The organism is Bacillus cereus group sp. BceL291 (genome assembly GCF_051776705.1).
GTDB lineage: Bacteria > Bacillota > Bacilli > Bacillales > Bacillaceae_G > Bacillus_A > Bacillus_A cereus.
Genome location: NZ_JBPWAP010000016.1, coordinates 18,699 through 31,615, shown reverse-complemented (window position 1 = coordinate 31,615; position 12,917 = coordinate 18,699). Strand labels below are relative to the sequence as shown.

Below are 12,917 nucleotides of genomic sequence, written 5' to 3'. Positions count from 1 at the left end.
AGAGTTATCGAAAAAAGCAGTTCAGTAACTTTAGTAACTATTATCTAAACTTTTTTCCTATTGATTGCAGTTACATTGTGTTTTTCTTCTTTATCTCCAGTTGAGAATAGATTTGCTCCCGCAAATTGATTTAATGTAATTCCAGTAATAAATGTTTTATTACCTGTACCCTTTTCTTTCTTAAATCCACGAATCTCTAATTGACGATAAAAGGCACGATTCTTTAAATCCATTTCATTATTTTGATAGCACCACTTGGTATAACTTTCATAAAGTGATTTCGCTTCAATTTGCGCCGTAGAATGAACCGTACAATTTTCATCAATAAATGGTCCTAATATATCCATGTCTTCACGATATTCGGCTGTCGCTGCCTTCACGGCTTCAGGAGCACGCAATCCTTCGGTCTGCCACTTCATGCAACCTTCAACAGCCCACCGTAAAACTCCAGGCATCTCTTTTGCTAATTTATCAGGTAGATCATAATCAATCTTGTCTTTTGGGATTGTTACGGTAAATGGAATAAGCATAATCCTTCTCCATATACCTTCATCCGAACCTTTTACAATCGGCTTATGGTTGGTAGTGAAGAATACTTTAAATTCAGGTGTAAACTCGAAATATTCCTGGCGTAAGAAACGAGCTGACATCTTTTCTCCACCGGTGATTTGTTTAACCAGAGCTTCAGATAATTGTTGCCCCTCTTCACTCTCAACGGCCGATACAAAACGCGCTCCATCTAATCTGGCCACATCGTTATTAATTCCTGAATCATTTCTCTTTTTCAAGAACGTGTCACTGTTTGTCTGTCTTCCATAATCACCGAGTAGATCCTGGATGATATTAATAAAAGTAGATTTACCATTACGGCCATTACCGAATAAGAAAAACATTACTTGCTCTTTGGTTACACCGGTTAATGAATAACCAATTGCTTTCTGCAGGTAATTTATTAATTCATAATCCGCTTCACCTGCAGGTGTTTTAAAAATACTCTCCAAGAAAGCTTTCCAGTTTGGACACTCAGCATTTCTGTCATACTTGATTGGAGAAATCTTTGTTAATAACAAGTCACGGTCATGCGGTAATAATTCACCTGTTTTTAAATCGATAACTCCGTTATCACAGTTAAATAAAAAGTTATGAGAATCTAATTCTTTCTTTTTCACTGATACCATCGGTCTTACATCCAATATGCTATTTATCCTAATTGACCGTCTTTCACACTTCTTAGCCCAATCATGCAGTAACTTTGATTGATATTTATCTTCTGTAGCCTTTGCTTCCCCATATATGGCTCTCAACGTTTTGGCCGTGATAGCTTCAATTTGTCTCTTACTATCCTCATGCCAATGCTTGCCGTTCCATATAAGCCATTCCAATTCATTACAATAACGAACATTCTCGCCATGATAATATGCAATACGTTCTGCATTTCCTAGCTCAGTTAAATGAAACTTTGGTGCTTCATCAATAATTTCCTCAGTATCTTCAATTGAGTTATCAGAAATATAAACTTCATATTTTTTCTCTTCAGGTGGTTCATAATCAGCTATTGTGGAAGGAGTTGAAAGAATTGCTGTATCAATTGTCATTTGGCCATATGTACGACCATCACTTGAATGTGGTTTATCCCACTTCTCACGAAGTAAGGAAGACTCTCTAAACATTGAATCCATCTTTGCAGCATCTTTATCCGTCCAAAATGCTAAATGATTACATAAGGCCATATCAGTTGAAGAGTGGTCATCATTTATCAAAATGCCCTGGAATAAATCTTTAATGGCTGCACCGCTTTTACTATCAAACATTCGCTCCCATAATTCCGCATTCGATAAACTAGTAATATCTTCTCGTTCGAATGAAGCAGTACTTTGTTTCTTTTCGGGCTTTGGCTTTTCTTTCAAATACTTCTCAAATAAAACTTTCAATTCTTCTGTTCTATCTTCCACAGGAACTTGATCCAAGCAATCACCGGTGAAAGTAAAATAGCGTCCATGTCTGTATACTTCTAATCCGATATCAACATTTTTGCGTCCTGTACCTGGTCCTTTTAATGGCAGCTTACCTTTTACAATAATGTGGATGCCATCACCACTTGGTGAATATTCCGTGTAACTATTAACAGTTTCAATAACGTCCTCAGCTAAACTTGTAAGCGCGCCTTCTTGAATACAATGGTCAATGTCTATTCCTACAAATGGATCATCTTTAGAAAACATAAATCCGATTCCGTCATATCCACCTTGTTCATAAAACTTTATAATTGTCGGAAATGTTGACCAGCTCCGCTTATTATTCGATTGAGCCATTTCCCCATTGATTTGATAAGGAACTTTTGTTTTCTTACCGTTTCTTACTTCTGACCGCCATAAGATCCAATGAGGAGTGTTTCTAAGCTCTGCCGGTATTTGGTTAAATTTATATCTCATTTGATTTTCTCCCTTTGGAAAAGGGAGCCCTTAGCAGCTCCCTCCTATTTGAATCTTGTTAATTAATTTTTAAAATGGTACATCATCATCTGAAATTTCAACGTTAGTACTTGGAGCTGCTACTTCAGAAACCTTAAATCCTTTTACTTCCGGATATTTTTTACCGTTATATTCACGCTCACCTACTACTAATCGCAATGGTTTATTCAGGAATGTATCAGCCCATTCCTTATAGCTACTAAATTGCATTCCATCCGGGAATTGCGCTGCCTTTGATGCTGCTTGGAATCTCCACATTGCTTTTTCTGTAACCGTAAAATTATCAAATAGAATCTTTTGACCTTGGAATGGTTGGTCCACATCGCTGCGAATCTCGTAATCAACGATTACTCGGTTATTACCTGACTCTGCTTGCTTTAACTCATAATTAACAACCGTTACTTCATATTCACCTGGCTTAATTACCTCAAATTCTGTTGCTTGACTGTGATCTACTTTAAACATTATTTTTCCTCCTTGTTGTTAAAAACTTTTAATCTATCTAAAGCGGCATTTAAATATTTAAGATTGAACTCTTGGAGCTTTTGTTTTGTTTTAAACTCAATTTCATCTAGCATCTTCGCTGCTTCATCACTGGATTCAACAATTTCTATAATTTTTGCAATAAGAGCATTTCTTTCATTCTCTTGCTCCGCTCTTACATCCACACCAAGTTCTAACCATTTATAAATGATTGCACCATGCTCTGGCTTAATTAATTCACCATTTTCATTTATTAAATTAGAATTATCCTTAGTTGGTGTAGCTGTATGATTTTGCTCCATACGTAGAACAATCATGAATTCGTACTCCAAATCATCTTTCTGAATTGGTTTTAATCCTAACTTACGAATTTGAAGCTTATCATTATCATCACGCTCAGCTTGATATTCTTGTTTAGTACGTAACGTAGCGATAATATGAACATCATTTTCTGTAAGTGATTTAATGAACTCTTTAATAACCGGCTTCATTGTTTTCCAATCTTGAAAACGCCCACCTAAATCTTGCTGCTGGTCCAAGATACCTCCGATACCTTCCCAAGCATGTGAAAGACTATCTGCAATAACAACCTCACAACCACTTTTCTTTAATAATTCAATCGCTTGTTGGTATCGCACTGTAGAATATGGTGCATCAAGTTCTACATATTTAAAGCTACCAATCTTGTAACCTTTAATTGTATTGTTTGCATAAAGAAGCGAACGTTTATGTTCCGTATCGATAACACCAATCTTCTTCCACAATTCTTCTTCTGGTAAATCAGGATAAGCTTCTTTCATCATTCCATATGCCAGGATTAAAGAAGTTAATGTTTTACCTCCGCCACTTGCACCAAATAACGCTATACAAGCCTTCAGTTTTTCACGTTGTGCATCTGTTACTTTTAACGACATGTTTTACACTCCTTTTCCCACCCTATTCTTTAACATCTAATTCTGTAGCTTTATTTTGCAGACTCTCCAACATTTGTGGGATATTGAGCCGTTGAATAATATCAACGGATAGCTGTTCTTTTAGATTGTTTTCAAGCGCCTTTACTATTGTTTCCTCTGCATCTTTTCTTGCAGTTTGAATCATCGTGCTAACTTTAGAAGTAAGCTCCTTAGCAAGATAGTTTTGAATAAAATACTCACTTATGGATAACTTTCTATCACTTGAGTACTTAGCCTCTCGGCCATTTTCATCAAGTGTTTTTTCAGTCAGATATCGTTCGTACCTCATACCAACAAACTCACTAATCGGGATTAATTCCACTTCCGATCCCCAACCGCTTTTCTTGTGTGGTATTTTTAATTCATCGATTTTCTTTTCCAAGGCTCCATGAATAAAATTATCTACAACCTCATTTGCCTTTTCTTCAACTTCACGTTCGATTTTCGCTAAAACCTTTTGTTCTGCTTTTTGAATTAATCTATCCTGTAAGCCCGTAATAACTTGACTTTTGATTAATTCATCAAGATTTTCACCTTCTTCTAACCAATCTACATCTAATTCAATTTTTACTTTAGCCATTTTTATTAAACCTCCACACTGTAAGAAATCATCTCAGGTTTAACCGTAACCCCTGGGACAATTTGTCCATCTTCATCCACAACTACTTTTTCACCGCTGATTTCCGCAATCTTGAATTTCTTCTTCAAGTCAGCCCATTTGACTTCTGTTTTTAAGCAATCATCAAGCTCATTTTCAATGGCATATTGAAGTACCTGGGCTTTATCTTTTTGCTCCGGCGCTTCACTACTCTTACGAGTCTTTGATTTACCATAAGGCGTACTAATTGTTTTCTGTTTTGGATCCATTTCAAGCTGTTCCATATGATAACATCGAATATGAGTTTCAAAGAATGAAATATCATTGTGGATGGGCTTCAATTCACTTTGCTCCCATTGTGTAATGCGATCACGTTCAACATTTGCTAGTGTCGTAATTTCTTTTTCCTTCGCTTTAAGTGCTGCAAGTTTACGGAATGCCCAGTTCAAACCGTTAATATCCGTAATTTCAAATTGTTGCTCCGCATCTTGTAATTGGTCCACTTCTAATAATTCATTTTGTTGTAATGCATTCATCGATATTACCTCCAAGTTTAGTTGTTAATCTTTCTGAAGTATAAAGAGAGAAATAAATTACATGTTCACTAATAAACGAAACTTCATAAGGATAATCCTTTGATTCACGTTTTAGTATTAATGGTTTAACCTTTGATTCATCCAACAATGATTCCAATACTTCATTACTAAGATGAACCTCTTTTCCACGAACACTAATAATCCCATGTTCATTTCGAGCTTCTCGTATAGCTTGTACAGCCTTAGCAACTTCTTTAATACTCATTAATATGTAACCTCCTAACCTATAAATTTGGAATTATACGAGTTACACCAGTAGTCCGATGGACCAAATGCAATTCCTTATTTACTTTCTTAAAAATCAACCAATCCTGTGGATTTAAATCGTTTGATTGAATATGAATTTTTTCACGTTTATTTGGCTTTTTACCGTTCTTCACGCTTGTCCCTCCTTTACACGAAATCAATTCATGCTATAATAACTGTGAATATTTTTACTTAGATCACCTGTTGGCGCAGGTGGTTTTTTAATGTCCTTTTACCCCTGAAAAATGATGTTTGCTTCATCGGTTTATAATCAGGATTAATTTTTAGAAATGCTTTGTTTTTCTTTCCATTCACTGTGGATTGTCCCATCTCAAATTTCATTGCAATTTCTGCTGTGGTATACCCCTCACCGATGTGCAGAATGATTGACTTTTCTTTTTCTTCCAGCACACTAGTTACTTCTTCAAACTCAATGGATGATATTACTTCTTCTTCCACATCAATTGGAGACACTGCGTAGAATTCGTTTACTGTTTCCTCATCTCGATGTAAATCAATCGAATGAAAATTAATTTGGTTCCTTTCCTCATGACTAACTTTTCTACTTATCTTAAAAGGCATTCCTTTCATGTGAATTTCATCGCTCATTGCCCATTTCATACCTTTCATGACATATGCATTGAATGTTTTCACTCTCTCTGCATCATATTTCACACAGCACTGCCATAAATGCATACGACCTACTTGAATTAAATCGTCCAACTCCATATTGTTCATTTCTGCAATTTGTGTAGCTCTTGCCATACTTCCAAACCTTTGTTTAATCGCCGCTATCACTAAATGTTGTTTCTCTTCGAACAACTCTTCAGGTGTCATTTTCTTTTACCATCCTTTCTTTAATTATTGAGCTTGATAGCATTCAACTTCGTATTCTTCTGTCAAATATTGCTTTAAATTCTGTTCAAGTACAACATCGCAATCAAACACAAAGTAAGTTTCATCTTTCATAATTTCATTACCATAAAAATCTTCAATTGGATGATCAGGTTCCTTAATTGATTCCTTCTCATCAAGGTCTTCCACAAATATTGCATCAATATTACTTAATCCAATGTGGAAGGGTACTTTCTCATTAGCACCTGTATACTCGATTTTTGTTAAAGCTCCAAATCCATTTTTAAATGTTGCAAATTCCTCTACTGTAAAACTTGCTTTAGCACCTGATTTAAAAATTACCGTTACTTCCTTCAATTAACTCACCTCCCTTCGATTTGAAACCTTACGGTTCATTTCATATAACTTACGTTTTGCTTCTGATTCCATAGCTTCTAATAGTAAAGGGTTATTTCTTGCTTCTGCGCATTTTTTAACGACTTCATGCCCTTTCATAATTCGTGTTGCTAATAGTACTCCATTCATGCTTTTCACTCTCCTTTAATTTGTAGAACCAATATTTATCGTCAAATTTCGCAAATATATTAAAAAAATTATTCATTCTCATTTTGCTTTTTTCGTTGTTCCACTTTTCTTTGAATAATTAACTCCCGTGCAGCTGGTATTAACGGTGTTAGAAATTTCTTCCACTGTTCCTTTGTAAGGATTACTTTCACCACATACCCATTTTCATCACGAATGATTTGTCCCCCACTCATCCTCAATCACCTCAATGCATTTATATGTTCGTGGGACAATAGGACTACCCATTTAAAGCAAAATTTTACGAAACAATTTTCTTTAAATTATTTGCTCTTTCTTGTACACGTTTCTTCACCTGTACGAATTTTTCGTACTTAGAACCAAAAAATATATCCTCATACGGAACATCGAACAAATACATATATTTTTTAATTAATTCATCTGGTATGTTTGTTGAATCTTGTTCGTATAACCATAGCGTTTTTGGGGATACTTCTAATATATCCGCAAGCTCTGCTTGATTGAACCCTGCGCTTTCCCTAAGTTCATTCAATGTTCTTTTCAAATAATCCATTTCGTTTCCCCCTTCCTTCGAGATTTATTGTATTACTAAATTTATGTAATTTCAATACAAAAATACGAAAAAATCATACAAATATAACACTTTACGAATAATTCGTAATATGTTATATTAAAAAGCGTAATCAGAATAGGAGGTGACGGTATGACTGATATACAAAAACAAACTATAGTAAGAAACATAAAGAACTTTTTAAAAAAAAATAATATGACTCAATCTGATTTAGCTAGTCAAATAGGAATTGCAAGAAGTACCTTAAGTGATTATATGAATTATAGAGCCAAGCCAAGTTCAGGGGTTTTAGAAAAAATGGCCGCTGTATTTGGAGTAACAAAATCTGATATTGATACAACTTATAAGAATACAAAAGTTGAAATTGTGGATGGGGAACTTCAATTAGTTCAAGAAAAACCCATTGAGTGTGAACTAAAAAAAGACATTCCTATTATTGGTAAAATAGCAGCTGGTGTTCCATTGGAAGCTATAGAAGATGTAGTTGATAGAATTGCACCTCCATATAAAACTCACAGTATTGATGAATTATTCGGTCTGGTTGTTAGCGGTGAATCCATGAATAAAATTGTTCCTAATGGACATTACGCCATACTAAAAAAACAGTGTGATGTACAAAACGGAGAAATAGCAGCTGTAATTGTAAATGGACATTACGCAACTTTAAAAAGGGTGTATAAGTTTACAGATTTAATAATTTTAGAACCTTGTTCACATGACAAAAGTTTTAAGGACCAACAATACTCACAAAATAACTGCGAGGATATAAGGATTATAGGAAAATTTTTATACAGTGTGAGTCCGATCATTCAATAATTAGGCGGTGAAACGGTGTATGTAGTCGGCAAATGCCGACTGAATGAAATTTTAAAAGAGAAGAAATTAACACAAGTAGATTTAGCATTAAAGTTAGATATGAAAAAACAACAAGTTCATTCTTATGCAAATAATGATAGAATCATGTCTTATCAAACTGCTAAGAATATCGCTTCTCAACTTAACGTAAATATGGAAGATTTATATGATTTCATTCAGTTGGATGAACAGTGAGAATTTCTCACTGGGCCAAAAAGTCAATCAAATGATTGACCCATACATTTGTCTAATTAGCTTTGATAAAACATATGATATAGAAATTTAGTTAAGAAAGGAGCATGCGCAAATGAAGTGTGTAATTTATAGACGCGTATCTACTGATATGCAAGTTGAAGAAGGTATTTCATTGGATATGCAGAAATTACGTCTGGAGCAATATGCTAAATCACAAGGATGGGTAGTTGTAAATGATTACTGTGATGAAGGATATAGTGCGAAAAATACAGAACGACCTGCTTTTCAAAAAATGATAAAAGATATGAAGAAAAAACAATTTGATATTATTCTTGTTTATAGATTAGATCGATTCACTCGTTCAGTATCAGACTTACATTCCATTCTAAAAATAATGGATGAATATAATGTTAAATTTAAGAGTAGTACAGAGATATTTGATACAACAACCGCTACCGGAAGAATGTTTATTACCTTAGTTGCTACACTTGCGCAATGGGAACGAGAGACAACAGCAGAACGTGTGAGAGATTCCATGCACAAAAAGGCTGAATTAGGTCTGAGAAACGGAGCTAAATCCCCCATGGGATATGACCTAAACAAAGGAAACTTATATATCAATCATACTGAGGCTGAAATTGTAAAATACATATTCGAGATGTTTAAAACAAAAGGTATAATAAGCATCGTAAAATCTTTAAACAGTCGTGGCGTTAAGACTAAGAGAGGGAAAATATTCAATTATGATGCTGTACGCTATATTATAAATAATCCGATTTATATTGGAAAAATCCGCTGGGGAGACGACATTCTAACAGACATTGCTCAAAAGGATTTCGAAACTTTTATCGATAAAGATACTTGGTATACTGTACAACAAGTACAAGATAGTAGAAAGAGAGGCAAAGTTAGATTGCATAATTTTTTCGTATTCTCTAATGTTTTAAAGTGCGCCAGATGCGGAAAGCATTTTTTGGGAAATAAACAAGTAAGAAGCCATAATAGAATTGTAATGAGCTATAGATGTAGCTCAAGACATCATAAAGGAACCTGCGATATGCCTCAAGTTCCAGAGGATGTAATCGAAAAAGAATTTCTAAACCTCTTGGAAGACGCCATCGTTGATCTTGATGATACTGAAGAGAAACCAATAGAGTTAAGTAATTTACAAGAACAATATAACAGAATCCAAGATAAGAAAGCACGTTTAAAATATCTGTTCATAGAAGGAGATATTCCTAAGAACGAATATAAAAAGGATATGTTAACCCTAACCCAAGAAGAGAACATAATTCAAAAACAACTGGCTAATATAACTGATACAGCCTCTTCACTTGAAATAAAAGAACTTTTAAATCAGTTGAAAGATGAATGGTACAATTTAAACAACGAATCTAAGAAAGCAGCAGTAAATGCAATTGTATCTTCCATTACAGTCGAAGTCACAAAACCTGCTCGTGTAGGCAAGAACCCCATTGCACCAGTAATAAAGGTTACAGATTTCAAAATAAAATAATCGCAGCCTAACTGTATTCATTTGATGTAGTTAGGTTGTGTTTAATTGACCATACCATGGTGTTTGAAATGCACTGCCGCCAGACTGAATCAATCCGCTCAACTGCTCTTTATCAAACAGTTCGTGTAAAATTGAACCTTTATCCGTTAATAGATTTTGAAGCCATACTGTTACTGCGTTTGTATAGTGTGGATTGTGCGTTTTCGGATACGGACTCTTCTTTCTATATAAGATGTCATGCGGAAGTACATCTTCTAACGCTTTACGTAATAGACCTTTTTCGCGGTTTTTATACATTTTCATTTCCCAAGGAATATTCCACGCATATTCGACAAGACGATGATCTGCAAATGGAACACGTACTTCTAAACTTGCCCCCATACTCATGCGGTCTTTTCTGTCTAATAATGTTGTCATAAACCATACCATATTTAAATAAAATAATTGGCGTCTTTTTGCTTCTAGCGGACTTTCCCCCTCTAAAATAGGAACTTCTTGAATCGACTCTTCATAACGCCTTTGTACATATTGTTGTAAATTTAATTTATTTCTCCATTCTTTTTTTAGAAGTTGTTCACGTGCCTCTGTAGAACGCATCCATGGAAATGCACTCGATTGTAAATCATCTTCTCTATAAAACCACGGATATCCACCAAATATTTCATCTGCACATTCTCCAGATAAGCCAACGACAAAATCTTGTTTAATTTCTCGGCAAAACCATAATAATGACGAATCGATATCTGCCATACCAGGCAAATCACGAACAAGTACTGCTTCAGTTAAATACTCTGCTAATTTTTCATTCGAAATGACGCAGCGATGATGGGTTGTTTGAAATGTCTCAGTCATTAAATTAATAAACGGAGCATCTGAATTTGGCTGGAATGCATTTGCTTTAAAGTATTTGTCATTATCTTCGTAATCAATAGAATACGTGTGCAATTGCCCTTTTCCCGATCTCTCATATTCTTTCGCTGCAATAGCTGTAATAGCGCTCGAATCTACACCACCTGATAAAAAAGTACATAGTGGTACATCAGAAACAAGCTGTCTTGTAATAGCATCTTGTAATAAAAAGCGCGTTTTCTCTACTGTTTCTTCAAAAGAGTCTTCATGTTTTTTACTTTCTACATTCCAATATCTCCATATACATAAACCGTTCTTTGAAAATGTCATCGCATGACCTGGACGTAATTCTTTTATACCAGCATAAATACCGTGGCCAGGCGTTCTTGACGGTCCGAGTCCGAATATTTCTGATAACCCTTCTAATGTTACTTCCGCCTTCACATCTGGATGCGACAATATCGCTTTTAACTCCGAACCAAATAATAAGCGTCCGCTATCATATTTATAAAAAAGTGGCTTTACACCTAATCGATCTCTCGCAATAAATACTTGTTCTTTCTGTTCGTCCCATACTGCAAACGCATATATACCGTTTAAATGATCGACACATTCTTCTTTCCATTCAATATAAGAAGCTAATAATACTTCTGTATCAGAATGACCTTTGAACGTATACCCTCTTCTTAATAATTCCTTTCGAATGTCTTCTGTGTTATAAAGTTCACCGTTATAGCAAATGGCATAATTCGTTTCATCTTTTAAACAAGTCATTGGTTGTTTCCCCCCCTCAGGATCAACAACAATTAACCGTTTATGCCCAAATGCGACATTTCCTTTAATCCAAACTTTATTATCATCCGGCCCCCGCTTCGCTAACGTCTCAGCCATCTTCGTAACGACATCTCTTTCTCCTTCTAATGAGCGTTTATAATCCACCCATCCTGTAATCCCGCACATATAAATCATCCTTCCATCTTATTTCTTTTCTTGAACGTGCAGTAATCCCCACCCTAAGAGTGCGGATCAAAAAATGAAAAACTTGACGATAACCTACTATCCACATATGGAATAGCATTCTCACTCAGTAAAACGTGTTTTATTGTATGCCCACCTATGTCTAGATGTGTCTAGTTATAAAGAACGCACGAACTGTCTATAACAGGAATAACTACTTTTCATAAAGGAGAAATCGTATATGATACAACGTAAACATATTTTATATAACCAGCCCCGTGCTCATACAGTCGGTAATGTAGAATATATAAACAATGAATGGGTATTCTTTGATGATGAAAATGATGAAGCGTTTCTATTAGAAGATATTGCCGAAGATGGGTTTGAAATTTTGTATAATAACAATTGGTTACCAGCCCGTTTCTATGAACAAGATGTATTACAAATCGCCAACGAGCAACACCATTTGCAAAATGGTGAAATGGTACGTATTCGAAAAAAGTTACTTCTTAGCTATAATGAATGGCTCGAGGAATTACCTGACTCTGTCTTCACATTATTAACCGAATCATTGCAATCACTTCACTACTCTTTATATGATTGCATGTATTGTCATAATTATTTATCCTTCTTACCGAAAGAGGAGTCACGCGAAGGAGTAAATATTCTTTTGTTTGATAACGACGAAATGATTTGTACACTGCAGCACCATTTCGTCCGTCACACTACGTCAAATAAAAATATGTTCCGTTTTACGAAAGTAAATGGAGAAGAGTTGCATATCGATGCGACATAAAAAATAAAAACCACCTTATCTCCCAAGTCTTTGAGATTATAAGGTGGTTTTATTTTTATTTGAATACGTACCAGCCAAGTGGCAATTTCAGTCCTAAGTATAATACTGCTACTAGCGCAACAATAAATAAGCCCCAAACCGCCCCTGTTGGTTTGTTTTTGCTCATTTTCACAAGAACCATTTCCATTCCGCCGATAACTAAAATACCAGCTAACATTTTTAAGCCATACCACATGTGCATGCTACCTGTTGCTGTCTTCACAATACTCATGTACAACATGAAGCCTGTCACAATAATGATGATATACATTAGGCGAAGCCCCATATGTACACCTTTACCTTTTCTTCCTGCTGAATAAAGTGAATACGCAACGAAGAATAAAATTAAACCTAACGCCCATGCTGTAATATGCATATGTACCATCGTATTCCT

18 protein-coding genes are annotated in these 12,917 nt (G+C 35.2%); 4 read left to right on the top strand and 14 right to left on the bottom strand.

Annotated elements, in window-relative coordinates; all coding sequences use genetic code 11:
• Nucleotides 1–44 precede the first annotated feature (44 nt).
• The 12 genes from ACS2CR_RS12860 to ACS2CR_RS12805 form a co-directional block, all read right to left on the bottom strand.
• Nucleotides 45–2,432, bottom strand: coding sequence for a phage/plasmid primase, P4 family (locus ACS2CR_RS12860; protein ID WP_153603129.1), 2,388 nt, complete (start codon nt 2,430–2,432; stop codon nt 45–47).
• Nucleotides 2,433–2,501: 69 nt separating this feature from the next.
• Nucleotides 2,502–2,936: a DUF669 domain-containing protein gene (locus tag ACS2CR_RS12855; RefSeq protein WP_053514276.1), complete on the bottom strand. Its 435-nt coding sequence runs from the start codon at nt 2,934–2,936 to the stop codon at nt 2,502–2,504.
• A complete protein-coding gene (locus ACS2CR_RS12850) occupies nt 2,936–3,868 on the bottom strand; it encodes an AAA family ATPase (RefSeq protein WP_325839025.1) in 933 nt (310 codons plus the stop codon). Before ACS2CR_RS12850 ends, ACS2CR_RS12855 begins: the two co-directional genes overlap by 1 nt.
• A 22-nt stretch (nt 3,869–3,890) precedes the next feature.
• Entirely contained in the window at nt 3,891–4,487 is a 597-nt protein-coding gene (locus tag ACS2CR_RS12845; protein WP_153603192.1) for a hypothetical protein, read from the bottom strand.
• 5 nt (nt 4,488–4,492) lie between these two features.
• On the bottom strand, nt 4,493–5,041 hold the full coding sequence (locus ACS2CR_RS12840) for a host-nuclease inhibitor Gam family protein (RefSeq protein ID WP_016097907.1): 549 nt from the start codon (nt 5,039–5,041) through the stop codon (nt 4,493–4,495).
• The gene (locus tag ACS2CR_RS12835) at nt 5,019–5,306 is read right to left on the bottom strand and encodes a hypothetical protein (RefSeq protein ID WP_016097906.1); all 288 of its coding nucleotides are present in this window, start codon (nt 5,304–5,306) and stop codon (nt 5,019–5,021) included. Before ACS2CR_RS12835 ends, ACS2CR_RS12840 begins: the two co-directional genes overlap by 23 nt.
• 19 nt (nt 5,307–5,325) lie before the next feature.
• The gene (locus tag ACS2CR_RS12830) at nt 5,326–5,481 is read right to left on the bottom strand and encodes a DUF6906 family protein (RefSeq protein ID WP_016097905.1); all 156 of its coding nucleotides are present in this window, start codon (nt 5,479–5,481) and stop codon (nt 5,326–5,328) included.
• A gap of 58 nt (nt 5,482–5,539) precedes the next feature.
• Nucleotides 5,540–6,184: a sigma-70 family RNA polymerase sigma factor gene (locus tag ACS2CR_RS12825; RefSeq protein WP_016097904.1), complete on the bottom strand. Its 645-nt coding sequence runs from the start codon at nt 6,182–6,184 to the stop codon at nt 5,540–5,542.
• A gap of 24 nt (nt 6,185–6,208) precedes the next feature.
• A complete protein-coding gene (locus ACS2CR_RS12820; protein WP_016097903.1) occupies nt 6,209–6,559 on the bottom strand; it encodes a YqaI family protein in 351 nt (116 codons plus the stop codon).
• The gene (locus tag ACS2CR_RS12815) at nt 6,560–6,727 is read right to left on the bottom strand and encodes a hypothetical protein (protein WP_001014678.1); all 168 of its coding nucleotides are present in this window, start codon (nt 6,725–6,727) and stop codon (nt 6,560–6,562) included. It abuts the gene before it with no gap.
• A 68-nt stretch (nt 6,728–6,795) separates the two neighbouring features.
• Nucleotides 6,796–6,960 carry a hypothetical protein gene (locus ACS2CR_RS12810; RefSeq protein ID WP_000014073.1) on the bottom strand — a complete coding sequence of 55 codons (165 nt, stop codon included), beginning with the start codon at nt 6,958–6,960 and terminating at the stop codon, nt 6,796–6,798.
• A 65-nt stretch (nt 6,961–7,025) separates the two neighbouring features.
• Nucleotides 7,026–7,298 (bottom strand): helix-turn-helix transcriptional regulator, encoded by a 273-nt coding sequence (locus ACS2CR_RS12805; protein ID WP_016097902.1) that lies wholly within the window; start codon nt 7,296–7,298, stop codon nt 7,026–7,028.
• 150 nt (nt 7,299–7,448) lie between these two features.
• Between ACS2CR_RS12805 and ACS2CR_RS12800 the strand changes: the two genes are divergently transcribed.
• The 3 genes from ACS2CR_RS12800 (at nt 7,449) to ACS2CR_RS12790 (ending at nt 9,882) form a co-directional block, all read left to right on the top strand.
• The gene (locus tag ACS2CR_RS12800) at nt 7,449–8,132 is read left to right on the top strand and encodes a LexA family protein (protein WP_153602788.1); all 684 of its coding nucleotides are present in this window, start codon (nt 7,449–7,451) and stop codon (nt 8,130–8,132) included.
• Between the two features lie 15 nt (nt 8,133–8,147).
• Nucleotides 8,148–8,366: a helix-turn-helix domain-containing protein gene (locus ACS2CR_RS12795; RefSeq protein ID WP_000289676.1), complete on the top strand. Its 219-nt coding sequence runs from the start codon at nt 8,148–8,150 to the stop codon at nt 8,364–8,366.
• Between the two features lie 112 nt (nt 8,367–8,478).
• On the top strand, nt 8,479–9,882 hold the full coding sequence (locus tag ACS2CR_RS12790; protein ID WP_016097900.1) for a recombinase family protein: 1,404 nt from the start codon (nt 8,479–8,481) through the stop codon (nt 9,880–9,882).
• A gap of 30 nt (nt 9,883–9,912) precedes the next feature.
• Here ACS2CR_RS12790 and asnB read toward each other — a convergent pair whose 3' ends face one another.
• Nucleotides 9,913–11,691, bottom strand: coding sequence for an asparagine synthase (glutamine-hydrolyzing) (asnB, locus tag ACS2CR_RS12785; protein WP_153602789.1), 1,779 nt, complete (start codon nt 11,689–11,691; stop codon nt 9,913–9,915).
• A 238-nt stretch (nt 11,692–11,929) separates the two neighbouring features.
• On the opposite strand from asnB, the gene ACS2CR_RS12780 reads away from it, so the two are divergent.
• Nucleotides 11,930–12,484, top strand: coding sequence for a DUF2777 domain-containing protein (locus ACS2CR_RS12780; RefSeq protein ID WP_000616049.1), 555 nt, complete (start codon nt 11,930–11,932; stop codon nt 12,482–12,484).
• Nucleotides 12,485–12,539: 55 nt separating this feature from the next.
• Here the strand turns inward: ACS2CR_RS12780 and ACS2CR_RS12775 are convergent, their stop codons facing one another.
• Nucleotides 12,540–12,908 (bottom strand): YisL family protein, encoded by a 369-nt coding sequence (locus ACS2CR_RS12775; protein ID WP_000233495.1) that lies wholly within the window; start codon nt 12,906–12,908, stop codon nt 12,540–12,542.
• Nucleotides 12,909–12,917 lie beyond the last annotated feature (9 nt).